The following is a 23,624-nucleotide window of genomic DNA, read 5'->3' as shown; positions in this document are numbered from 1 at the left end:
AATGGCTATAAAAGGCGTATTTTTCGCCAAAAAATATATACACGGGTATAAAATATTAAATATTTTTTCTTTAGCGGCCCTTGCCCTGTCAGCGGTATTCTGCCTGACAGGATGCAGAGATTATAAGGCGCCAACACCTCCATACGAGCAATGGCAGCCTGCCGCCAAACCGTCTAAAACCCCCACGCCCGATAAGGTATGGCAGGGGATAAGAGGCCGCGTGCCTGATGGCAAAGGGCCTTTTTCACTTGCCGGACTCCTTGACACTGCTTTTTACAATAGCCCCATAACATCAAAATCATGGCATGACATCAAATCCAAAAGAGCCCTTCTCGGCCAAGCAAAAAGCGGATTAATGCCGCGGGTATCTGTCAGCGCCGAGGGCGCAAGAGAGAAATCTGTTCCCAATACGGCATCAGGAAAAGAAAACCAATTAAAATACGGGCCTTCAGGCAAAGCGGAACTTTTGCTTTTTGATTTCGGAGGCAGAAATGCCTCTATTGAAGCGGCTTATCAAGACATGCTATCTGCCGGCTACGCCTTCAACCAATCTCTTCAAGACTTAATACTTGACGTTCAAAAATCCTATTACGGGCTTTTTAGCGCTTATTCCACCCTGCAATCGGCGGAGTCAAACCTCGTTGACGCCAATAAAGGTTTTGAAGCCGCGGACTTAAAATTCCAGACAGGCATCGCGTCCAAGCTTGACAAATTGCAGGCAGAGGCAAGCCGCGACAGGTCGCTTTACGAACTGGAAGATGCCAAGGGCAGGCTTAAACAAGCCAAGGCTGAACTTGCCATTGCCGTGGGTTTTAGCGCGGACACGGATTTTGATATTACCGCTCCGGCCCAAGAGGCCTCTTTTAAGATGCAAGAGTCCGACATCAAGGAGATGATAGATGAAGCATTGTCCTGCCGCCCCGACATAGCTTCGGCAAGAGCTTTGGTAAACGAAAAAAAAGCAAGAATTAAACAGGCAAGCTCCGCTCTATTTCCTGAAATTAACGCGGGCGGGGCATACGGTCATGACTGGTATAAATATTATAATGAAAAACCCGCGCGCGATAACGGGTATAGTTATAGCGGGTATCTAAGCGTTAATTGGGACATTTTTGACGGTTTTTATAATTTTAACAAAAAACTCCAGGCAGAGGCGGAATTCGGCGCACAGACGGATAAACTCATAAGGCTTGAGCTTGAGGCAAGCGCCGATGTTTGGAAAAAATATTTTAATTATAACACGGCTGTCAAAAAACTGGAATACGGCAAAGCGTATCTTGACAGCTCTACGGCATCTCACGAACTTGCCCTTGAGGGATATTCGCACGGAATCAGAAGCATGCTTGATCTTTTGCAAGCGCAAAGCGAGCTGTCAAATGCCAGGGCAAGATACGTTGATTCTCAAAGGCAGGCATTTGTGGCAATCGCCGAATTGGCGCACGCGACAGGTTCTTTAAAAGCCGGAACACCGCCGGAGAAAGAGGCCCCATGACAGGATTCAATTATAAAAGCCCTGACGCGTATAAAAAACTTCTCAAAGACAAAAAAATTTTAAAACGCGTCTTGGCGCTGGCGCTTGTGTTAGCGGCCCTTGTTAACGTCAAAAACATTATATTCCGGCCGAAACCGGCCTGCATACCTCCAAGGCCGATCCAGACAAGCCTTATAATTCAGAAAGACGTGCCTGTTTACGCGGAGTCTTTCGCGACGCTTTCACCTTTGCTTGACGTTGATATAAAATCACAGGTAACAGGCAGGATAAAAGAGGTGCATTTTAAAAACGGCGACTATGTAAAACAGGGCGACAAATTATACACCATAGATCCGAGTGAATATGAAGCCGGACTGGCCAAGGCCAGGGCCTGTCTTGAGCAAAGTGAGGCTGACCTTAAATTAAAAACAGATACGCTTGAGCGTAACAAAAAACTGGTAGAAAAAGAGCTCATATCAAAACAGGATTTTGAGACGCTTCAAGCGCAGCTGCTTTCAGCCCAGGGACAGGTTGACCTTGATAAGGCATCGCTTGAGTTGGCCGCCATTAATCTGGGTTATTGCCATATCGTTTCGCCTGTAAGCGGCGTAACCGCGAAAAACCAGCTTGACCCGGGCAATATAGTGGTAGCTGACAATGGCCCTGTGCTTGTCAATATTAAAGATATAGACGCCTTGTTCGCCGACTTTACTCTTCCGGAAAGAGAACTTTTCAGGGTGAGAGAATCCATGGCCCGGGGCGCTTTAAAAGTTGAGATCGTGCCTGAAGGAGGCAAAAGCGTTTTTGAGGGTGAACTTGTTTTTATAAACAACGCGGTTGATAATACAACGGGAACAATATACGCGCGCGCCTTAATTGACAATAAAACACATCAATTATGGGCGGGGCAATTTACTACCATCAGGTTGATATTGAGCGTCAGTAAAAACGCCGTGCTGGCCCCTTATTCCGCCATAAAAATAGGCCAGAAAGGCCATTATCTTTTTATCTTTGACGAATCAAATAAGGCTGAATTGCGGCTTGTAAAGACAGGCTTGCGGCAGGATGATTATATTGTTATTGAAGAAGGGGCCAGGCCCGGTGAAAAAGCCATAATTTCAGGGATATTAGGGCTTTACCCCGGCGCGCCTGTAGTAGAGGCGGACGGTAAAGATAAAGAGAAAGAAAGCAGATAATGATATTTTCCGAAGTTTTTATAAGAAGGCCGATAATGACGGTGCTTGTGATGGTAACAACCATTATTTTTGGCGCGGCGGCATATATGGGCCTTCCTGTAAGCGATTTGCCTGAAGTAAAATACCCCGTTATTACGATTACAGTTGTATACCCCGGCGCGAGCCCCGTAATGATGGCGGCTACAGTTGCAAAACCCATTGAAAATGAATGTATGCAGATACAAGGGCTTTCAACGATCATATCAACCAATACCGAAAGCCAATCCCAGATAACTCTGACATTTGAACTAAACGTGGATGTTGACCTGGCCGCGCCTGATGTCCAGGCGGCCATATCAAGGGCGATGTCCAATCTGCCCGATGACCTGCCCCAGCCGCCCACATATCAAAAAACAAACCCGTCGGATAAACCTATCATACATATTGTCGTAAGTTCCGATACGCTCACTTCGGGCCAACTCTATGATTACGGTAATACGGCAATAGGGCAAAGGCTTAGCATGGTTGAAGGGGTTTCAAAGGTCAATGTCTGGGGCGCCCAGACCGCTGTCCGCGTGCAGGTTGACCCTAAAAAACTGGCGGCAATGGATATAGGCATAGACGAGGTGGCAAAAGCCGTAAAAACAGGCACAATCATAATGCCGGCTGGAAGCCTTGACGGAACTTTCCATACATTCTCAATAGAGCCGCAGGGGCAGTTGATGGACGCCGAAGCTTACAAAAATCTCATTATAACATACAGGAACAACGCGCCTGTGTATTTAAAAGATATTGCCAAATGCTATGACAGTTCCAAAAACGACGTTATAAGGGTAATATCATATAAGAAAGGCTTGGGCTGGAAAGACACTAATGTATACTTATCCATTACCAAGGAATCGGGGGCAAATACGGTCGCTCTGTCAAAGAGAATAATGGATACCCTTGAAGAATTAAAAAAGGAGATGCCCGGGGCCGTAACAATAGACATCTTATACGACCAATCCAATTCTATTGTGGAGTCCGTTAAGGACGTAAAAGATACCATAATAATCGCCGTTATCCTTGTCGTCTTGATAATATTTCTTTTTCTTGGAAGGCTCTCGGATACCGTGATACCGAGCATTACCCTTCCGATTGCGATTGTCGGCACGTTTGCCGTAATGTACGCGGCCGGATTCAGCCTTAATAATCTTTCGTTGATGGGGCTAACCTTATCGGTAGGATTTTTAGTTGATGATGCCATTGTCGTTCTTGAGAACACTGTAAGGCATGTGGAGGCCGGCGAAAAACCTATGAATGCGGCCATAAAAAGCATGGGTGAGATCACGGGCACCGTTATTTCAACGAGTATCGCCCTTATTATAGTTTTCGTGCCGCTCGTATTTATGAGCGGTATAGTCGGCAGGCTGTTCAGGGAATTATCGCTTACGGTTGTAGCGGCCATAGTATGTTCCACTATAGCGGCCCTCACATTAACGCCTATGATGTGCGCGCGCATGCTTAAGGAAAAACCGAAAACAGGCGGCGCTGAAGAAAAAAAGACACGGCTTAAGGAAAAATCCGACATAATAGAAAAACGGCTCAAGGATTATTATGCCCGCGCTTTAAAATATGTCCTTGAGCGCAGGCATATCGCGCTTATCATATGGATAATATGCATTATCGGCACGTTTTGGTTTATCCGGATATTGCCGAAAACCTTCATACCGGAAGGCGACAGCGGCGCGGTCATCGGTTTTATGCAGGCGCCTCTGGGCGTATCGTCTGAAAAAATGTCCCAATTCCAGGACAAGGTCAATGCCGTGCTCCAGTCCGATAAAAATATAGAAAAAGCCGTTACCGTAACAGGGCTTCAGACAGGCGCCGACCAATCAACGGGCATTTTTTACGCTATACTCAAACCGCACAACGAAAAGGGCAGACAACCTATAGCAAAGGTCGTTGAAGCATTGAACTCAAAGTTGTATATGATAAGCGACGGCCTCGTATTTACCATGGCCATGCCGGCCCTTGTTATAAGCACGGGAGGAGAAAGCACCGCCACCGGCTCAAAATATTCCTATGTCATGAGCGGGCAGGACAGGGAAAAACTCTATGAAGCGGCCAATCTGCTTGAACAAAAAATGAGGGCCATGCCGGGGCTGACAGGCATACAAAACAGCGTAAAACTTGATATGCCGCAGTTAGACATTATACTGTTAAGAGACAGGGCGTCAACACTCGGCATCACCGCCGAAGATATTGTATCTTCGCTTAGCCTTGCTTACGCGCAGGGTAAGGTAACGCTTTTTAAAAATGACACAGACCAATACTGGGTCATTGTTGAGTTAGACAAAAACTATAAGCGTAATCCTGCCGACATTGACAACATCTATGTCAGGTCAAAAACCACCGGCAAACTTACGCCTTTGGGTTCGCTTATTGACATAAAGGAGAGTGTCGGGCCGCAAGATGTCCCGCATTATAACCAGTTGAATTCAGCAACCATATCGTTTAATCTCAAGGAAAACATGCCGCTTGGGGAAATTACTAAGACCGTTTCCGGGCTGGCGCGGGCGATTTTGCCTCCGGGCGCTTCAGGCTCATTCCAGGGCGAGGCCCAACAATTTCAATCAGCGGTTAAAAGCATGTCGGGCTTGTTGATAGCGGCAATTTTTTTAATGTATATAGTGCTTGGTATTTTATATGAAAGTTATATACATCCGTTCACCATACTTACCACGCTTCCCGTAGCGGCCTTCGGGGGCCTGCTGACACTTTTATTATTCAGGTCAGAGTTATCGCTTTACGCGTATATAGGCGTATTTATGCTTCTCGGAATTGTGTCCAAAAACGGTATTATCATGGTTGATTTTGCCCAGCAGAATCTCAACGAGGGCGAGAAAAACAGCGCGCAGGCCATCTACAATGCCTGCCTTGTGCGGTTTCGGCCGATACTAATGACCGGAGCGTCAACTATAATCGGCGCTCTGCCTATCGCTCTCGGTTATGGCGCCGACGGCGCCTCAAGAAGGCCTCTCGGGCTGATAGTCGTCGGAGGGCTTATATTCGCGCAGGTGGTTACGCTTTTTGTAACGCCCGGCATATATTTATATATGCAGGAATTTCAGGAAAATGTCCTTGACAGGTGGGAGCTTTCCCGTTCAGGCGCCGCTTCTTGCGCGGACAAGCCAAAATGAGTAACAAGGCCTTTGTGTCCCGTATCCCTAAAACCGGCATTTTCCTGTTATCCTGCCATGATTTATCTTGATTATTGGGCTTAAATTTGATACTATTTTATTGTCTAATAAATAGTATCTATGGAAAGGGGAAAGATATGAAGAACAAAGCCGCAATATGCGCTGTCATTGCCATGATGCTGTTATCAACAGGTAACGCGTGGGCATTTAAGCCTAAAGATCAAGAGACAATGCCTTTTTTCATCTACTATGATAACAATTCCCAAAAAAACCATTTTGTGCCGTCCGGGTGGATGGGAGATTTCAGCTCAATTAAAATCAATCAATCCTGTAAAAACAGCCCTTATTCAGGCAATTCGTGCATTGAAATAACATACACAGGCCAACCGTCACAGGGAGCGGGATGGGTGGGAGTATTCTGGCAAAATCCCGAAAATAACTGGGGCTCCAAAGACGGAGGATACAATCTGTCAAGGGCAGGCAAATTGACCCTTATGGCGCGCGGCGCCAAGGGCGGCGAGATACTGGAATTCAAGACAGGCGGCATAACCGGACAGTTTCCGGATTCGGATACCGTTGGAATCGGGCCTCTGGCGCTTAGCAATGAGTGGAGCGAATACACCATTGACCTTTCAGGCGCGGAGCTTTTTTATATCAGCGGCGGTTTTGTTTTTGCCGCAAGCCGTATGGACAATCCCGACGGATTTGTGATTTATCTTGATGACATAAAATACGAATAAAAACAGGGGCAGTCATGTCAAAGCTAATTGTATTATTAATCATTATAGCGGTAATTGCTGCCGCGGCAGGCGGTGTTTATTTTTATTACCAAAAGGGTCAAGTCCTTGCCGCGGGCAAGGCATCCCAAAAGAACGAGGCCTTTTATGTTTCGGGCTATGTCAGCCACAAAAAGGGAAGGGAAGGGCAATGGTCGGCCCTGACGCTTGATACTAGAATATCCGACGGCGATTATCTAAAAACAGCCAAGGGTTCCGCCGTTGACATCAAATTCGGCAAGGACATGAAAAATATTATATCCGCTTCAGAAGATACGTCGCTGGGCATAAAAAAGATAGAGCTCTCGGGAGATAAGGGCATAAACCTGGAACAGGGTAAATTAATATCAGACCTCAAGGGCCTTGATCCCGGAAGCAAATTTGAAATAAAGACGCCTACGGCTGTTTGCGGGGTCCTTGGCACGGGTTTTGAAACAATAGCAAAAGACGACCAGACCATATTGAAAGTATATGAGGGAAGGGTCTATGTCAAAGGCGCGGGCATGCAATCCGTTATCGGTAAAGAGATCGTTGTCAGCGAAGGCAATCAGACAGTAATTTATAAATCAAGGGCCCCTGAACAACCCACACCTTTAAATGAAGATGACAGGCAAAAATGGAGAGAATGGAAGGATGAATTGATATATAAAATGTTTCGTCCTTTTTATGTCTTTTTTGATGAAAATGACCCAAAAAACCATTATCATCCTTCAGGCTGGCTCGGAGACTATGATGCGATAAGAAGGCTTTCGTGGGAGGAAAACCCGCATTCCGGAAAAGACTGCCTGCGTTTTAGATATACGGGCAAAACTCCGCAGGGGGCAGGCTGGGCAGGGGTCTATTGGCAGAATCCCGTCAATAACTGGGGTGATGTGCAGGGCGGTTATGATTTAAGCGGAGCAAAGAGATTAAGCTTCTGGGCTCGCGGAGAAAAGGGCGGCGAAACCATAGTCCGCTTCGGCGTCGGAGGAATTACAGGGCAATACCCTGATTCTGTAAAAGCCGAAATCGGGCCAGTGGTATTATCAAATACTTGGAGAGAATACCAGATAGACCTCACCGGTAAAGACCTTACTTGTGTCAGCGGTGGTTTTTACTGGATGACCGATAGAAATTCCAATCCGGACGGAGCCGTGATATACCTGGATAATATCGTTTATGAATAAAATATGACAGGAGGCGGACAGGGATGAAAAAAATTATCACAGGCATCATATTGTCGTTTCTTATCGCGCAGGCATACTGCGGTATCAGCTATGCCGGCTCTAATAAGACATGGGGCAATATAGGCAAAGGCCTTGCCATATATGAAGGCGTCAAGGTCGTGACAGGCAGGCAGGGAAATATCATTGATGATGTCACAGGCGGCATGCAGCCCAGGCAAGCCTCTTCCCAGGTATCAGGGTCTACAGATTCATATGAAACAGGATATAATGCCGGTTACGAGGCCGGATACAATGCCGGTTTTAGGCAGGGTGTTGAAAGAAGCGGTAAATAAAGAGCTTGAAAAATTACAGGCTTGTTGCAGGGTTTTTAGCCTGTCCATGTTTTTTGACAATCTTTGCAGGAATCTTCATAATTATAACCTGAAGGCATAGGGGCCTGCGCGCTATCATCCTGGACACCGGCATTAACGGGAAAATATGTTACCGGTTGATGGGTTTCTGTGGTCATATCCTGGCCTGCCAGCCATTGCCCCTGCTGTGTTTGCGCGGTTGGGCTATAGGTTTTGGCATTATCATAATAATTATCCAAAGCCTCGGCTCGGTCTTCGGCGGCATGTAAATACAGGGCAAGCAAAAATATGGCAAGAGCCGCCGGCAGGACAAATAAAGGCAAAGATTTAATATTTATTCTCATAAACAGCCTCCGTCAATATAATACCTCTTTATACAGGTTATGTCAATGGCGGCGGAGAAAAAGGCTTTTTTATCAACCTTGTTTTTTGATTGCTTTTTTTTATTTTTTTGCTTGCATTACGCGGCAAAATATGCTATATTCACATTTGAAATATGAATGGTTCAGCCCACCGAGAAGGGCCTGTTGGTTATAGTTTATCTTTTCCGATGGGCCCTTTTTTAATGAATGTCATAACTATTTTTTTGACCTGCCGAATATCCGCCGGTTTTTCAAAAAGCCATGATAATTAAAAAAGACCCCGACATTATTAAAGGATTTTTGGAAGACTATTCCAACCTGAAATCAGGCTTCTGCCAAGACGTCTATTTCGCCGAAACAGAAGATGATATCCGGCAAGCGCTCCATGATTCAGTCTCCCTGATGGCGCCTCTGACTATAACCGGAGCCGGCACGGGTGTCGCCGGAGCAAGAATACCTTTTGGCGGCAATGTCTTATCCCTTGAAAAAATGAACTCCATAAGCGCTATCAGGCCGCTTCCGGACGGCACGGCTGAAATAACGGTTGGAGCGGGCCTCATATTAAAAGACCTTCTGGAAAAAGTAGATCAAGGCGGTTATTTCTATCCGCCGGACCCCACGGAAAAAACATCTTTTGTGGCAGGAAACATTTCAACGTCAGCATCGGGAGCAAAGAGCTTCAAATACGGCGCCACAAGAGATTTTGTTAAAAGCTTAAGGCTCATGCTTTCAAACGGGCAGATACTCAATCTAAAACGCGGCGAGATTTTTGCCGATAGAAGGCGCCTTGACATTACTACCGAATCAGGACACAGGCTGTCTCTTACCCTGCCGTCATACGATATGCCGAGGGTAAAGAACGCGGCAGGATATTATATAAAAGACGATATGGATGCCATAGACCTTTTTATAGGCCAGGAAGGCACTCTGGGCATAATATTAAACGCCACCCTTAAACTGATAAAAAAACCCGGGCAGTCCATGGATTGTTACGCCTTTTTTAAAAATAACGATGATGCCGTTTCTTTCGCGCTAAAGGCAAGGGAACAAAGCCTTATCAAGAACACGGCCCTTGATGCCGCTTGCCTTGAATTTTTTGATTCCAACGCGTTGGATCTTTTAAGGCAAAAACACGATATAATACCTTCCCTGGCCAAAGGCGCCGTATATTTTCAACAAGAAATACCGCGTGGAGATGATGGCGACATGCTCATAAGCGCCTGGGCAAACCTTATAGCGCGCTGTAACGGCTTGACAGATGAGACATGGCTTGCCTTAGCGGACAAAGACAGGCAAAGAGTAAGCGATATAAGGCACGATGTCCCGGATATGGTCAACGAATATTTAAAAAAACATAATATGCTTAAAATAGGCACTGATATGGCCGTCCCCCACAAAGACCTGCCGGCTATGATGAAATACTGTGATAATACGCTTTCAGGCGCCGGTCTAAAATATCTTTGCTTCGGGCACATAGGCCAGGCGCATCTGCATATAAATATTTTGCCTAAAAATACAGCCGAGCACGAAAAAGGAAAGCGGGTATATAATAAGCTGGTCCAGAAAGCCATATCGCTTGGCGGAACACCCACCGCCGAACACGGTATTGGAAAAATCAAACACGGTTATCTTGAAATGCTTTACGGGAAAGAGGCCGTAGCGCAGATGGCGCGCCTTAAAAAACAGCTTGACCCCTACTGCATACTGGGGCTTGATAATATATTTCCAAGGCATTTGCTTGAGCCCGCACTGTAAGATACCATCGCAATAAAATAATCCGCCTATTATTTTTATAATATTCGTTTAAGGACAAATCGCGATATTCGCGTTTTTATCAAAAGAAATACTTCATTTTACTATTTTTCCCTACCGCCGGCTTTATCTATTTGTTATAATAATATTAACTAATAAACCACCGCTGTATCTAAAGAAGCGGTAGGGGAGGGCTATGGCGGATATCAAAAAGATCCTTGTTGTTGATGACGATGTAAGCATTATTAATCTCCTCACAGACCTTATCCCAAAAGTATTAAAACATGAAATATATTTAACACTGACAGGTGAAGAAGCTTTAAAAATATTGGAAGAAAAAAAACCTGACATTGTTTTGCTTGATATGCAGCTTCCGGGAATAAACGGGATACAGGTACTAAAAATAATTCGTCAGGAATATCCCGATACAAAGGTATTAGTCATAACAAGTTATGACAATGAAGTGAAAAAAGCAGTAGCAGAACTTGGAGTGGACGGTTTTTTCCCGAAACCTATTCTACTTGATGAGATAATAAACAGAATAGACGATGTTCTAAAGGCAAAAGACGCTACCAGGGTAATTCCCGTTTCTTTAGATGAAATCACAAGAAGAAATGACATTGTTCCGGCGGCAAAAATACTTTTTATTGAAAGAGAGTTCTGGATGCCTTATCTTTTGCCTATTCAAGACGGCGAACACAAATATCCTCCGCCGCTTGTAGAGCCATACGGCGAATATGAGTATATGCCGGTATATTGCCAAAAAGAAGCTCGGAGGGCCCTGTCTGCTTTCAGGCCGGATATAGTAATATGCGCTACCGAGGTACCAACGGACAAGCCGCATGGCAAAAAATCCGAATCAACCGCCAACCTGATAAGTGATATTATGAAATCAAAGTATGCGCCGAAAGCAATAATTGTCCATGGCACTCAACAAAACATAAACTCCCACGGTTTTAAAGACGCCAAGCATAGCGGGGGTATATGGATTGAAAGCGACGATATGTATAACTATGATGAAAAAAAAGACAAAGAAAACGCCGAAAGACTGAATAAAATGATATGGTCTATATGCTTTAAGCATAACCTGATCAGAAAGGTAAAATAATGAATAAACGGCTATACCCAAGAATTAAAACTTCTTTTCCTTTACGTATCAATTCCAATGTATTTGGTAAAGTCATAGACATCAGTGAAACAGGTTTCGGCATTGCTTTTGAAAAACCTTTGCTACTGTCAAACGCCGTTGCGGATATAGAACTGTCGCCAAACGAATCCATAAAAACAGAATTTAAAATCATTTGGAGCAAACATCTTATACAAAAAAACGGTTTCAGGTACGGCGCGTGTTTTATAAGATTAAAGGAAAGGGATCTAGACTATCTGCGCGGCATGTGCATACGCGAAACCATAAAACCCATTATTGATGAAATAACGTGTTCTGATGATAAACAAACTGTATCAGACTTCTGGACTATACACTGTAAGAAATATATGTCGCAATTGGATTCTCTTGTCAATGATATCCAAAATAATAAAATACGATTAACCGATGCCTGTAATAAAGCGGGAAGAATAACTGATGACATTGTGGAAAAAGGCCATAATCTTGAAAACTTGCTTTCCAATAAGAAATTAATCAAAAAATCAAAAGAATGTTTTAGAGCGTTGTTAGGCCCGTGGGCTTATAGAGGCAAAATTCTTAAACGCGCCTATGAAAAACCGCGCGGTTATCCAGGTGATTATTTTACTATAGAGCTTGTTTATAACAATAAAGCGATCTCTGAAAATATAGGGTATTGTTCGGATATGTATTTTTTAAACAATGAGTACGCTGCGGCCGTAAGAAACAGAAAAGACAAAATGAAAGATATGCTTGAAAAATATCTCTTAAAATCAAGGTTTAATCCCACAAAAATTTTAAATATTGCTTGCGGATCCTGCAGAGAAATAGTAGAAATGCTCTCAACAGGCTTTGCGCCGAAAAACAAGACAATCTTCACTCTGGTTGATCACGATCAAGAGGCGCTGGATTTTTCCAAAAAAGTTTTAAGTCCCTATGCATCAAAACTTCTTGAACATAGATACCTAAACCATAATGTATTAAACTATATAAAAGATAGTCAGGATTATAAAAAAATTTTAGGCGATTATTCGCTTATTTATAGTATAGGTTTGGCTGATTATCTGCCTGACAGGCTACTTAAGTTACTTATCTCTTTTTGGTTTGATATCCTGCAACCGAACGGAACCCTGATTTTAGCTCACAAGGATATAATCAAATACGATCCTGTCGCCATAGATTGGTGGGCAGACTGGACATTCTATCCCAGGCATGAAGAAAAACTTCTTAATATCATAAAAGAAGGCATATCAATAGACTTTGATGTGCAAACTGAAAGAGATAAATCTGGCATAATCCTATTTGTGATTATAACCAAAAGATAGAACTATGACTTTTTTAGCTTTTACAGGACTTATAAACGCATTAACCAGTTTGATATTAGGGTTGTTTGGTTATCTAAAAAAACCGAATAGTTCCGTCAGCAAGGCCTATTTGAACGTTAACTTATCTATCACTCTTTATAGCATAGGCTATTTTTTATGGCAGACAACGGCTGGTCATACAAGTAAAATTTTTTGGTTTAAAGTTTTGGTTTTAGGAGTCATTTTAATTAATGCCGCTTTCTTGCATTTTGTTTTCGCTTTTACCGATAGACTTGTTGTGAAAAGAAATTTACTACGCGTCATTTACGCTGTTAGTTTCGTTTTTATTTATTTCAACTTTTCCGGTATTTTTTATAATGGGTTCATATTAAAATATAATTTAGGATTATGGCCCATACCAAGTTTATTTTTTAACATTTATTTAGTTTTTTGGTTTATACAAGTATTGTATGGTTTTATACATTTTATTCGTGGGCTAAAGACGAGTAGCGGTTTTAAGCATGAACAGATAAAATATTGCATAGTTGCAGCAGCTTTTGGTTTTATAGGAGGGGCGTCTAATTGGCCTATGTGGTACGATATTAAATTCTCTCCTTATTTAAATATCTTAATCGCCGTATACGTAATAATAGTAGCTTATGCCATTATACGCCATAAACTCCTTGATATTGAAGTTATTGTCAAAAAAACCCTTGTTTTCGCGGGGCTATTCGGTTTTGTGTTCACCATTATAATCATGGCGGCTCTTTTGACTCAGGAATTTATCGCAAAATACATTCCGCACTCCAGGTATTTGGCATTGGCGATAAGCGCTGTTATTATTGTGCTGTTACAACAGCCTGTTTATAATTTTTTGATAAGCTTAACCAATAAATACCTTTTTCAAAAAAAGTATGACGCCCGAACAATGCTTAAAGATTTCTCCAACAAAGCATTAACTATCTTAAATCTTGATACGCTCTGCAATGTCACCATTGAGGCTTTGGTCAGGCATTTATGTTTATCAAATTGCGCTATCTTGCTCCTTAGCAAAGAAGAGGTGGGGTATCAAGTGTATAACGCGGCTGGAGTGGACGGAAAAGGCGTATATTTTGATTCAAAAAGCAGTCTTGTCCAGGCGCTTAAAGCAAATTACCAGCCCTTGCTTTACCAGAGCCGCAATAAGAGCACGCAAGCCTCTGAACCGGTAAAAAAAGACATGGAAAAAATAAAATCCATGGCGTGCCTGCCGCTGGTTATACACAATGAAATGGTAGGCATACTAAGTTTAGGGGCAAAAAAATCCGATCAGCCTTATGATGAAAACGATATAGATATAATCACGACTTTAATGAAAGCGCTTTCAATAGCAATAAGCAACGCTAAGCTTTTTATGCAGGCGTCGCAGTGTGAAAAATTAGCGGCAATAGGGACATTGGCCTCTGCCGTGAATCATGAAGTATGCAATCCGTTAAATAGAATAAGCATCCAGATACAGGCTTACATATTAAACAAAAAGGCCAAGCCTTTTGAAAATAGAGACCTTGAAAACCAGTTTAAGGAAGTGGAAAAAATAATGTATGACATAATGTCCGAGATCCAAAAGGTCGCCAGCATAACAGGCAAGCTTTCAAATTTTGCCAAGCCAAAAAAGATTGTTGATTCAAAACCCATTAATATAAAAGAAAGCGTGAAAGATACACTTAATATTCTGGGGCATAAGCTTCAGTCAGACAGGATACATATAGAAGAAAATATACCTTTGGATTTACCTGATATCATTGCTGATAAAGACCAGATGCAAGAGATATTTTTTAATCTGATTAAAAACGCAGCGGAAGCTATAAAAGAAAAAGGGTGTATTCTGATCACGGCAAAAGAAGATAACAACAAGGTAAAAATAGAGGTGACGGATTCGGGCTGCGGTATACCCGAAGATAAGCTTGATAAAATATTTGAACCGTTTGTCACTACCAAAACAGACGGTTCGGGTTACGGGCTGGCAGTAGTGCGTGAAATTATCCTGCGCAATAAAGGCAGTATAACGGCAAGGAATAATGCCGGCGGCGGAAGCACGTTTTGCCTGGAATTTCCAAAAGCATAGAGGCATTAAAGTGAAAATATTGCTGGTTGACGATGATGTAAAGGCGTTAAATATGTTAGCCGAATGCTTGACGCGCTTAGGCTACGCAATCTCCAGCGCCGATACGGCTGAAAAAGCCCTGGCTATACTTGCCAAAGAAAAACCGGACGTCCTTTTATGCGATTTGGATTTAAGCAGTTCATGTCCACTGGACGGAGATATCATTATAGCCGGACTCAAGGAAACCAGCCCCGATACCATACCCATTATGCTTACAGGGCATACCGAAGAAACTGCCCGTAAAAGGCTCTACGAAAAACCGGATATCAAGATATTGCATAAGCCGGTTGATCTTAAACAGCTAAACGAGATGTTAATTAGCGTGAAAATCTGTTAAAAACCGCGCCTAAAGCTATTTCTATCTATAAATCGCATACCTGTTATTTGATAAACTAATACTTGACACCAAATGATTTATATGATAGTATTTAAAAACATTTAAAATATATTAATGAACTCAAAAATGGAGGGTCTATGCGCTACAAAAGAATTGTTTCATTATTAATTGTGCTTTCTTTTTTATATAATACGGTTTTGTCTGCAACCCCTGGCTTGGCCCAAGAATGGACATTAAGGGCTCCGATTGCGGGACCGATAGTAATGAAAGGCATAGAAAAGGAACTAAACGAGAAAATTGTTACACTCACACTTGAAGCCCCCCTCAACGCTTGGGCATTAGCTTGGGCTCTTAATAATGAGGTTTTTAAAGGGTGGCGCTTATCCGCAAAGGCGGTAACAAATAGTGAGATAAAAATAATCAGCCCAGAAAGCAGAACTGTCGTTAATATCAATAATCGTCAAGAGCTTAGCAATGCCGTATCCGATGCCCTAAAATCAGCAAAGCCAAGCCCCTGGGCTATTTTATCTCGCGTCTTTTTTTGGACATGGCTCACTGCGCAAATGGAACCAGGCATACCTATTCTGCAATATAACGTGAATAAAAGGTTAATCAAGGATTCCCAAGAGGAGCCGTCAAGCGCTAAGGCTGTTGAATGTGTCATGGAACAAGTCATAACTGATAAACCTATCAGATGGGGCGAAGACAAGGGCATGTTCAGTTGTTTTTCAGTCGGCAATTTTAACTTTAGCGGATATAAAACATTACAAGTGGTATTTCCCAAAGAACAGGCCGGTATCAACTTCTATATTCGCCTTCTACCGCAAGGATACGCGCCTGACAGCCCAAGGGGGTTAATCAATAAGAAATATACAATACCAGAAAACGGTATTGTTGAAATATTGGCTTCGGATATACCTCTGGCACCGGATGAATTAAAGAATGTAACACTGATCTCCGTCCATTCAGGAGAAGTAGCGTTGGGCCGGAATTTGCTTCAACCTAGAAACAACGCCTTTGCTAAATTTCAGAAAATAATAGGCATTCGGGAAGTATTTTCTACAAAGCCAAGGTCAACCATACCTAATATATCGCCTATCAGTAATATCCCCGGTGATACCAAAAAGCCGGTTACAGAGAAGTATACCCTGTCCGCGAAAGAAGATATATCGGAGACGAAATCCTCTTCAGCCGGCATTACACCTGAAAGACTGCCGGATGCGGAATATGAGGCCCAGCTTCAGATGGCACAGGCTTTGCTTGCATACGCGCCTACTACAAAGGACAATATAGCCAAGCCCCTTAATGCGCAGGCTGTAATTGTCTATTCCGACGCGTTAAAGGAAAGCCCGGCTTTACAAGCTGTCATAAAACAATCTGCCGGAGATATCAGAAAGTTCTATTTAGTCAACAAAGAAAATATGCCTGCGGATATATTTTTAGGCCAATTAGGCATAGACAAAAACATATTTGAAAATTACGTATTCAAGCAAACATCAATAACGCCAGACCAGTCGGCTTTGATAATAGCGGGTTTCATGCTTAATAATAACATAAGCCAGAGTAGGGTCTTTGCCAGCGCCGAAGAAGACTTGATAGCATGGAGCAGGCAAGGTTTGATAGAGGCCCTTGTCATGTTGTTAAAAGACAAGAGGTTTGAGATAATATCAGATTACAGCCAGGAGCATATGGAATTTATAAATTCGTATGAAAACGCGTTATTGGCGGCATAATAACAAAAAAATCATAGAACAGATTAAAGAGGCCCGCGATATTTAAGCGGGCTTCTTTTTTTGTTATTAAAAATACAGACAATCTCATCCAAACAATACTATTCCGCGCCGATATCCTGTCAAAATCTTAGAGCATGTTCAAATAAATCATTATATAATTTGGTGCTTGAGTGCATCGCGTAATTATTATATAATACATCCGTTAAAATAACAGAGGTTATCATTATGCCAGAATTAAAGAATACCGGCTTATTAGACGTTTATGTTTATAAATTGATCGGGCCATACTTCAACAGGTTCCTGCAATTACACAGCGGCAAAATCGTTTCTATATTCATATACGGCAGTTGTGCCGGCAAAGAATTCAAAAAGGGCTCCTCCGACATAAACAGCGCGGTCATTTTCAGTCATATAAGCCGCGTTGAACTTAAAAAAAGCCTCGGTATACTCAATGACGGCATAAGGCGCGGGATTAACGCGCCTCTTTTCCTTACGCCGGACTATATAATGTCATCTCTTGACACCTTCCCGATAGAGTTTATGGAAATGAAAGAACATAATATACTTATATACGGAGAGGACATTATTTCCGGTATAAATATTGACCCCAAAAACCTGCGTTTTATATGTGAAGAACAGATAAAAGGAAAACTTGTAAGGCTGCGGCAGGGTTACCTTGAAATAGGCCAAAGGCGTAAAGGTATTGAAGCCCTGATAAAGGATTCATTCGCGGGATTATTGCCTGTCTTCAAAGCATTATTAAGGGTAAAGGGCATTCCTGCCTTACAAACAAAAGAAGGCAATATAAGGGCCATGGGGACGGCGTTTGACATTGATACAGATATATTTTCTGACATACTCGCGGACAAAAGAAATGACGGTAAAATCAACGGCAATAACCTTGAAGAAGCCTTGTTTTGTTTTATAGAACAGCTTGAAAAACTATCCATAATAGCGGATAATGTTTTATGAACAGGCCTGACGCAAGATTTGGTTTAGCTTTATTAAAGAGGCCTTTTTTAAGCGCGGCAGGAATACTGTGCCTGATTTTTCTTGCTGTTTCATCATCATACACAGAAGAAAATGAAACATACCCGGCACCCGCCGGTTATATTAATGACTATACGGGCACATTAAGCCAAAAGGCTGTGCAAACAGGCGCTTCCATTGCCAGCCAAATAGAAGCCCTTACCGGAGCCCAGCTGGCTGTTGTCATTGTTAATACAACCAACCCGCTTGAAATAGAGCAATACGCGGCAGGGCTTTTTGAGAAATGGAGCATAGGCCAAAAAGGCTCGGATAATGGGGTATTACTGCTCTTTGCCATGGCTGACAGAGCCGTCAGGATAGAAACAGGATACGGCATGGAAGGGGCGATACCTGATGCCATTGCAAGCAATATTATCCACGGAATTATCATCCCACAATTCAGGAACGGGCTTTATGAAAAAGGGGTACTGGCAGGGATCCTGGCCATCACTGACCTTATTGCCAAAGAATACAATGTCAATATTGACCTTGATGAGAACATGTCTGCCATACGGCAACAGACAGAAGAACGCTCGTCACCGCTCTCGTCATTGGCATATTTACTGCTGTTTGTCCTTTTATTCGGCATGCGTTCAGGACTTTTGTTCTTTTTTCTGACAACGCCGAACGGACGAAGGCGCGGCGGTTACTGGTATGGCCCGGGCGGGTCTGGAGGCGGGTTCGGTTCCGGGTTTGGCGGTTTCGGGGGAGGATTTTCCGGCGGCGGAGGAGCATCGGGCCGCTGGTAATAAATATCTACGAAAACCATAGGATATAAAAAACACAAATTCAATAGGAGGAGCGCATGAAGACCGTTTGGGTAGTATTGATCGCGATAGGTGTTATCATTATCATACTTGCCGGCTGGGTAATCGGAGGGCTTAACCAGGTAGCCATTCTTAATGAAGCGATAACAGCTTCGTGGAGCCAGGTTGAAAACCAGCTCCAAAGGCGTAATGACCTGATACCAAACCTTGTCAATACGGTAAAAGGATATGCCTCGCACGAGAAAGGCCTTTTTACCGAGGTAACTCGCCTGCGCGGGCAATGGGCATCGGCGTCTACACAGGATGATAAAATCAAGGCCGCCGAAGGCATGCAAAGCGCCATATCAAGGCTTTTGCTTATAGCTGAAAATTATCCCGACTTAAAGGCTAATCAAAACTTTCTTTCACTCCAGGCCCAGCTTGAGGGCACGGAAAACCGCATATCGGTTGAAAGAAACAGGTATAACAGAAATGTCCAGATATTTAACAGTTACATCAGGACCATAGCCGGCGGAATATTCGCGCGCATGCGCGGCCTTGATAAACCGGCAGAGTATTTTGAGGCCGAATCAGCCGCAAAGGCTGTGCCGAAAGTTGATTTTCAATTATAACGAAAGGGCGGGCGTAGATGAAAAAGATATTCGTGCTTGATACAAACGTTATGCTGCATAATTCCGCTTCGCTTTTGGCGTTCGCGGACAATGAAGTGGTCATTCCTATAGAGGTAATTGAAGAACTTGACGAATTCAAAAAAGACCATGATGAAAAAGGCCGCAATGCCAGGGAGGCGATAAGGCAACTTGATACTTTCCGAAGAAAGGGAAAGCTTGGTAACGGAGTTGCCACTGAAAACGGCGGCCTTATACGTGTCATAGCCAATATGGACTTGTCGCCGGCTATAAGAGAGCTGGGGCTTTCGCCCAATGTCGCTGACAACAGGATATTGATGACAGCGTATCTCCTGCAAAGCCAGCAGATGAAGGTAATCTTCGTTTCAAAGGACATAAATGCCAGGGTCAAGGCAGATGCCATAGGCATCAAAGCAATGGACTTTGAAAAAGAAAAAATAGACTTTGACAAATTATATACAGGCTGGCGCAAGATCAGCATGCCGAAAGAGAAAATAGATGAATTCTATGAGCATAAAACAATACAGGAAGGCATGCCTTCTGACTTCATGCCGAACGAATTCGCCTTTTTTTCTGATATGGACAATGAAAAGCACACGGCGCTGGCCAGGCATAACGCGGATAAAAAAGCGTTCCAGCAGATAAAACACGGCGGCAAAGAGATATGGAGCATAAATGCCCGCAATAAAGAACAGGTCATGGCGCAGGAACTGCTCTGCGACGACAGCATCAAGCTTGTAACATTAGTCGGCAGTGCGGGCACGGGAAAGACACTGCTCGCCTTAGCCGCGGGCCTGCAAAAGGTCTTTGACGACGCCTCATACGACAGGCTCCTTATATCAAGGCCAATTATGCCGCTGGGCAGGGACATCGGATATCTGCCCGGGACAAAAGAAGAAAAGCTTGAGAATTGGATGGAGCCTATTTTTGATAACCTTGAATTCATCCTTTCAATGCACCGTAAAAAACAGCGCGGAAAATTCAAAACAATAAATGACCTTCTTGACACAGGGCTTTTACAGCTTGAAGCCCTTACGTATATGCGGGGCAGGAGCATACCAAAACAGTTTATAATTATTGATGAGGCCCAAAACCTGACGCCCCATGAAATAAAAACCGTTATAACCAGGACCGGAAATTACGCGAAAATGGTATTGACCGGCGACCCTTACCAGATAGACAATCCATACCTTGATTCATCAAGCAACGGCCTGACTTATTGCGTTGAAAAAATGAAAAACCAGCCCATGTTCGGGCACGTAACGCTGACGAGCAGTGAAAGAAGCGAACTTGCCTCTATCGCGGCAAAGATGCTGTAAAGGTGAGCGGGGGCCAAAGCTATATAAACATTAGAGGAGAAAATGAGATTAGATACGTCCTATGCCGATAAGTTCATCAAAAAAGCTGATTTAGAGTCAGTTAAAACCGAAGTCATTGAATGCCATAATATGCTGGAGAAAGGTTCGGGAGAGGGGTCGGATTACCTGGGTTGGCTGCACCTTCCTTCCCGGACAGATAAAAAATCCATTGAAGAAATACAATTAGCGGCATCATCTATAAGGAATTCCTGCCAGGCCTGCGTTGTAATAGGTATAGGCGGCTCATATCTGGGTGCCAGAGCGGCCATAGAATTTATGGATATCACCCGCGGCGTAAAAATAATATTCGCGGGAAACAATATAGACCCTGATTACCTTAGTAACAGGCTGGACGAGTTAAAGGGGCAGGACATAGCGGTTAATGTCATTTCAAAATCAGGCACTACCTTAGAGCCAGCGGCGGCATTCAGGGTGGTAATGGATGAAATGAAAAAACGCTACAAGGCAAATGAGCTTAAAAAACGCGTTATCTGCACAACTACGCAATCAAAGGGGGCGCTCTTTCAAATAGCGCGCAAAAACGGATTCGGGCTCTTCTTTATACCTGAAAACATAGGCGGGAGATTTTCCGTATTGACTTCTGTAGGGCTTTTGCCGATGGCCATAGCCGGCATAGACATTGACGAGCTTATCAAAGGCGCCGTCTGCGCGGAAGAAATGAGCGCGTCCTGCGATTTGGAAAAGAACCCGTCTTGTAAATACGCGGTTTACAGAAATATACTATACAGAATGGGTAAAAAAATAGAAATAGGGGCAAGCTTTCATCAATCAATGCTTTATGTGCTTGAGTGGTGGAAACAGCTTTACGCGGAAAGCGAGGGTAAAAACGGCAAAGGCATTGTGCCGCTTACCGCAATATTTTCCACAGACCTTCATGCCAATGGCCAATTGATACAGGAAGGCGAACGCAATATATTTGAGACCTTTCTTGCTATAGATGAAAAAAGTAAAGACATCGCCCTGCCCGCATGTGACGATAATCTTGACGGCTTAAATTATCTGGCTGGCAAGGGCCTAAGCTTTATCAATAAAATGGCTTATAAAGGGACGTCCCTGGCGCATATGCAGGGGGGCGTGCCCAATATGACATTATCCGTAAAAGAAAGGTCGGCCTTTTGCCTGGGGCAGATATTTTATTTCTTCCAGCGCGCGGTGGGGCTTTCAGGATATTTGCTGAAGGTCAACCCCTTTAATCAGCCCGGCGTTGAAGCATACAAGAAAAATATGCTGTCACTGCTTAAATAAAAAACGGTTTAAAACAAACAGGTATTAAAAAACAAATGGCAAAAAAAACAAAAATTCTTTTTATCGGCACGGTTGTTTTATCAGGGCTCCTGGCCTGCGGATGCGCGACGACGTTTAATCCCGCTACAGGGTGCAATGAGGCCATATTCATAAACACGGCATCGGAGACAGTCATAGGAAAAAGCGCGGCCGCGCAGATTGAACAAAAATATAAAATCAGCAAAGACACTTCTTCCATATCGCGCCTTGAGAATATAGGCAAAAAAGTGGCCGCGGCATCCGACAGAAGAGACCTTGAATATAAATTTTATCTTATAGAGGATAAAACGCTCAACGCCTTTACCATACCGGGCGGGCATGTGTATATTTACAGGGGCTTATATGACAGGCTTGACGACGATCAGCTTGCCGCTGTTATGGGCCACGAAATAGGCCATGTCGCGGCAAGGCATATCGTAAAAAAAATGCAGGCATCTTTGGGTTATCAACTGCTCTCAACGGTAGCGCTTATGGCATATACGAATAATCAGGATGATAAGAAAAGTAAGCAGGCAGGTTATGCCGCTTACGCGGGCGCGACCGCCTTTAACCTCGTCCAGTTAGGCTATAGCAGAAAAGATGAATACCAGGCCGATGAACTTGCCATAAAATATACCACGGGCGCGGGCTTTGACCCTGACGGCATGAAAAGGGCCCTTGAAGTGCTTAAGTCCGATGAAGAAAAAGGCATATCAGTCGCGTATATTTTGAGGTCTCACCCGTATATTGATGAACGTATTAACAGGCTTAAAACAGGCAATACATATTCATCTTAAAAAGAGAGGCTCGTATGACAAAAAAGTTCGTGTTTACGATATTTCCGGTATTATGCCTTATGCTTTTAACAGGCGCGGGCGTTAAGGCCGAAGAAACCATAACCTTGACCACTTATTATCCCGCCCCTTACGGCGAATACGACTCGCTTTCAGTAGGAAGCGGCTACACTGCTTCAACTACAGACGGGACGCTTACTGTTGAAGGCAGTGTCGGTATTAAGACAGAGGCACCGAACGCCCCGCTTGTAGTATATGGGGGAGAAGGCTCTTATACAGCTCCTAATTTCGGCAGTACCAACAGGGGCGCTATACAAGTGCGCAGTCTTACAAGCAATACAAGAAACGCCATAACATTCAGCCAGTCGACGGCAGACAGCGCGCAGGCAGGTATCTATGTCCACCAGGACAATGCCGCCGGCACGCATATGTATCTGGCAACAACAAATTCTTATGCCACAGGGCCGCAGGCAAGGCTTACAATACTTAATACCGGTTATGTCGGTATAGGGACAACAAGCCCGGCGTATCCTCTGCATATGGCAAGCGGGGCATACTGCAGTGCGGGCGGGGCATGGACAAACGCCTCTGATATAGCATTTAAAGAAAATATTACCGACTTGGATTACGGCCTTAATGAGATTATGCTGATACAGCCAAAAAAGTTCACCATAAAAAAAGACGGCTCCAGGCAAATCGGATTTATAGCGCAGGAAATGGAACAGGTAGTGCCTGAAATCGTAAGCGGAAAAGACGGTGAAAAAGGAATCTCTTACGGGAATTTGAACGCCGTCTTAGTCAATGCCGTAAAAGAACTTCAGGCGCAAATAGACATTTTAAAAAACGAAGTAACTGAATTAAGGCAAAAACTTGATAAACAGCCGTAAAC

At 43.6% G+C, this 23,624-nt stretch carries 20 protein-coding genes; 19 read left to right on the top strand and 1 reads right to left on the bottom strand.

What is annotated here, in order from left to right:
• Position 1 precedes the first annotated feature (1 nt).
• The 6 genes from PHV77_02150 (at position 2) to PHV77_02125 (ending at position 8,102) form a co-directional block, all read left to right on the top strand.
• A complete protein-coding gene (locus PHV77_02150; protein ID MDD5504099.1) occupies positions 2-1,492 on the top strand; it encodes a TolC family protein in 1,491 nt (496 codons plus the stop codon).
• Positions 1,489-2,667, top strand: a complete 1,179-nt coding sequence (locus tag PHV77_02145; protein ID MDD5504098.1) for an efflux RND transporter periplasmic adaptor subunit — start codon at positions 1,489-1,491, stop codon at positions 2,665-2,667. The genes PHV77_02150 and PHV77_02145 overlap by 4 nt, the downstream gene beginning before the upstream one ends.
• The gene (locus PHV77_02140) at positions 2,667-5,828 is read left to right on the top strand and encodes an efflux RND transporter permease subunit (GenBank protein MDD5504097.1); all 3,162 of its coding nucleotides are present in this window, start codon (positions 2,667-2,669) and stop codon (positions 5,826-5,828) included. Before PHV77_02145 ends, PHV77_02140 begins: the two co-directional genes overlap by 1 nt.
• Positions 5,829-5,965: 137 nt before the next feature.
• The gene (locus tag PHV77_02135; GenBank protein ID MDD5504096.1) at positions 5,966-6,568 is read left to right on the top strand and encodes a hypothetical protein; all 603 of its coding nucleotides are present in this window, start codon (positions 5,966-5,968) and stop codon (positions 6,566-6,568) included.
• A 14-nt stretch (positions 6,569-6,582) separates the two neighbouring features.
• Positions 6,583-7,770 (top strand): FecR domain-containing protein, encoded by a 1,188-nt coding sequence (locus PHV77_02130; GenBank protein ID MDD5504095.1) that lies wholly within the window; start codon positions 6,583-6,585, stop codon positions 7,768-7,770.
• A 23-nt stretch (positions 7,771-7,793) separates the two neighbouring features.
• Positions 7,794-8,102: a hypothetical protein gene (locus PHV77_02125; GenBank protein ID MDD5504094.1), complete on the top strand. Its 309-nt coding sequence runs from the start codon at positions 7,794-7,796 to the stop codon at positions 8,100-8,102.
• A 35-nt stretch (positions 8,103-8,137) separates the two neighbouring features.
• Here the strand turns inward: PHV77_02125 and PHV77_02120 are convergent, their stop codons facing one another.
• A complete protein-coding gene (locus PHV77_02120) occupies positions 8,138-8,464 on the bottom strand; it encodes a hypothetical protein (GenBank protein MDD5504093.1) in 327 nt (108 codons plus the stop codon).
• Positions 8,465-8,743: 279 nt separating this feature from the next.
• Here PHV77_02120 and PHV77_02115 point away from each other — a divergent pair, with 279 nt between their 5' ends.
• The 13 genes from PHV77_02115 to PHV77_02055 all read left to right on the top strand — a co-directional run bounded on the left by PHV77_02115 (position 8,744) and on the right by PHV77_02055 (position 23,622).
• Positions 8,744-10,237, top strand: a complete 1,494-nt coding sequence (locus tag PHV77_02115) for an FAD-binding oxidoreductase (GenBank protein ID MDD5504092.1) — start codon at positions 8,744-8,746, stop codon at positions 10,235-10,237.
• A gap of 193 nt (positions 10,238-10,430) precedes the next feature.
• Positions 10,431-11,342 carry a response regulator gene (locus PHV77_02110; GenBank protein ID MDD5504091.1) on the top strand — a complete coding sequence of 304 codons (912 nt, stop codon included), beginning with the start codon at positions 10,431-10,433 and terminating at the stop codon, positions 11,340-11,342.
• The gene (locus PHV77_02105) at positions 11,342-12,682 is read left to right on the top strand and encodes a PilZ domain-containing protein (GenBank protein ID MDD5504090.1); all 1,341 of its coding nucleotides are present in this window, start codon (positions 11,342-11,344) and stop codon (positions 12,680-12,682) included. The genes PHV77_02110 and PHV77_02105 overlap by 1 nt, the downstream gene beginning before the upstream one ends.
• A 4-nt stretch (positions 12,683-12,686) precedes the next feature.
• Complete coding sequence (locus tag PHV77_02100; protein ID MDD5504089.1) at positions 12,687-14,765, top strand: ATP-binding protein; 2,079 nt, start codon at positions 12,687-12,689, stop codon at positions 14,763-14,765.
• 10 nt (positions 14,766-14,775) lie between these two features.
• Positions 14,776-15,141, top strand: a complete 366-nt coding sequence (locus tag PHV77_02095) for a response regulator (GenBank protein MDD5504088.1) — start codon at positions 14,776-14,778, stop codon at positions 15,139-15,141.
• Between the two features lie 137 nt (positions 15,142-15,278).
• Entirely contained in the window at positions 15,279-16,874 is a 1,596-nt protein-coding gene (locus PHV77_02090; GenBank protein MDD5504087.1) for a hypothetical protein, read from the top strand.
• A gap of 225 nt (positions 16,875-17,099) precedes the next feature.
• Positions 17,100-17,846: a hypothetical protein gene (locus PHV77_02085; protein MDD5504086.1), complete on the top strand. Its 747-nt coding sequence runs from the start codon at positions 17,100-17,102 to the stop codon at positions 17,844-17,846.
• A complete protein-coding gene (locus PHV77_02080) occupies positions 17,843-18,652 on the top strand; it encodes a TPM domain-containing protein (protein ID MDD5504085.1) in 810 nt (269 codons plus the stop codon). The genes PHV77_02085 and PHV77_02080 overlap by 4 nt, the downstream gene beginning before the upstream one ends.
• Before the next feature lie 56 nt (positions 18,653-18,708).
• Entirely contained in the window at positions 18,709-19,281 is a 573-nt protein-coding gene (locus PHV77_02075) for a LemA family protein (GenBank protein MDD5504084.1), read from the top strand.
• Positions 19,282-19,298: 17 nt separating this feature from the next.
• The gene (locus PHV77_02070; GenBank protein MDD5504083.1) at positions 19,299-20,618 is read left to right on the top strand and encodes a PhoH family protein; all 1,320 of its coding nucleotides are present in this window, start codon (positions 19,299-19,301) and stop codon (positions 20,616-20,618) included.
• A gap of 42 nt (positions 20,619-20,660) precedes the next feature.
• Entirely contained in the window at positions 20,661-21,923 is a 1,263-nt protein-coding gene (locus tag PHV77_02065) for a glucose-6-phosphate isomerase (protein ID MDD5504082.1), read from the top strand.
• A 35-nt stretch (positions 21,924-21,958) separates the two neighbouring features.
• Positions 21,959-22,738, top strand: a complete 780-nt coding sequence (locus PHV77_02060) for a M48 family metalloprotease (protein ID MDD5504081.1) — start codon at positions 21,959-21,961, stop codon at positions 22,736-22,738.
• Positions 22,739-22,752: 14 nt separating this feature from the next.
• On the top strand, positions 22,753-23,622 hold the full coding sequence (locus PHV77_02055; GenBank protein ID MDD5504080.1) for a tail fiber domain-containing protein: 870 nt from the start codon (positions 22,753-22,755) through the stop codon (positions 23,620-23,622).
• Positions 23,623-23,624 lie beyond the last annotated feature (2 nt).

This window comes from Candidatus Omnitrophota bacterium, assembly GCA_028716165.1.
Classification (GTDB): Bacteria; Omnitrophota; Gorgyraeia; order JABMRG01; family JABMRG01; genus JAQUQI01.
The sequence above is the reverse complement of the archived record's forward strand: the minus strand, read 5'-3'. Positions and strand labels throughout refer to the sequence as shown.

What these genes read in the sequence shown, in the direction of transcription:
- PHV77_02150 (MDD5504099.1), top strand. Translation starts at nt 2, where the DNA reads ATGGCTATAAAAGGCGTATTTTTCGCCAAAAAATATATACACGGGTAT.
- PHV77_02145 (MDD5504098.1), top strand. Translation starts at nt 1,489, where the DNA reads ATGACAGGATTCAATTATAAAAGCCCTGACGCGTATAAAAAACTTCTC.
- PHV77_02140 (MDD5504097.1), top strand. Translation starts at nt 2,667, where the DNA reads ATGATATTTTCCGAAGTTTTTATAAGAAGGCCGATAATGACGGTGCTT.
- PHV77_02135 (MDD5504096.1), top strand. Translation starts at nt 5,966, where the DNA reads ATGAAGAACAAAGCCGCAATATGCGCTGTCATTGCCATGATGCTGTTA.
- PHV77_02130 (MDD5504095.1), top strand. Translation starts at nt 6,583, where the DNA reads ATGTCAAAGCTAATTGTATTATTAATCATTATAGCGGTAATTGCTGCC.
- PHV77_02125 (MDD5504094.1), top strand. Translation starts at nt 7,794, where the DNA reads ATGAAAAAAATTATCACAGGCATCATATTGTCGTTTCTTATCGCGCAG.
- PHV77_02120 (MDD5504093.1), bottom strand. Translation starts at nt 8,464, where the DNA reads ATGAGAATAAATATTAAATCTTTGCCTTTATTTGTCCTGCCGGCGGCT.
- PHV77_02115 (MDD5504092.1), top strand. Translation starts at nt 8,744, where the DNA reads ATGATAATTAAAAAAGACCCCGACATTATTAAAGGATTTTTGGAAGAC.
- PHV77_02110 (MDD5504091.1), top strand. Translation starts at nt 10,431, where the DNA reads ATGGCGGATATCAAAAAGATCCTTGTTGTTGATGACGATGTAAGCATT.
- PHV77_02105 (MDD5504090.1), top strand. Translation starts at nt 11,342, where the DNA reads ATGAATAAACGGCTATACCCAAGAATTAAAACTTCTTTTCCTTTACGT.
- PHV77_02100 (MDD5504089.1), top strand. Translation starts at nt 12,687, where the DNA reads ATGACTTTTTTAGCTTTTACAGGACTTATAAACGCATTAACCAGTTTG.
- PHV77_02090 (MDD5504087.1), top strand. Translation starts at nt 15,279, where the DNA reads ATGCGCTACAAAAGAATTGTTTCATTATTAATTGTGCTTTCTTTTTTA.
- PHV77_02085 (MDD5504086.1), top strand. Translation starts at nt 17,100, where the DNA reads ATGCCAGAATTAAAGAATACCGGCTTATTAGACGTTTATGTTTATAAA.
- PHV77_02080 (MDD5504085.1), top strand. Translation starts at nt 17,843, where the DNA reads ATGAACAGGCCTGACGCAAGATTTGGTTTAGCTTTATTAAAGAGGCCT.
- PHV77_02075 (MDD5504084.1), top strand. Translation starts at nt 18,709, where the DNA reads ATGAAGACCGTTTGGGTAGTATTGATCGCGATAGGTGTTATCATTATC.
- PHV77_02070 (MDD5504083.1), top strand. Translation starts at nt 19,299, where the DNA reads ATGAAAAAGATATTCGTGCTTGATACAAACGTTATGCTGCATAATTCC.
- PHV77_02065 (MDD5504082.1), top strand. Translation starts at nt 20,661, where the DNA reads ATGAGATTAGATACGTCCTATGCCGATAAGTTCATCAAAAAAGCTGAT.
- PHV77_02060 (MDD5504081.1), top strand. Translation starts at nt 21,959, where the DNA reads ATGGCAAAAAAAACAAAAATTCTTTTTATCGGCACGGTTGTTTTATCA.
- PHV77_02055 (MDD5504080.1), top strand. Translation starts at nt 22,753, where the DNA reads ATGACAAAAAAGTTCGTGTTTACGATATTTCCGGTATTATGCCTTATG.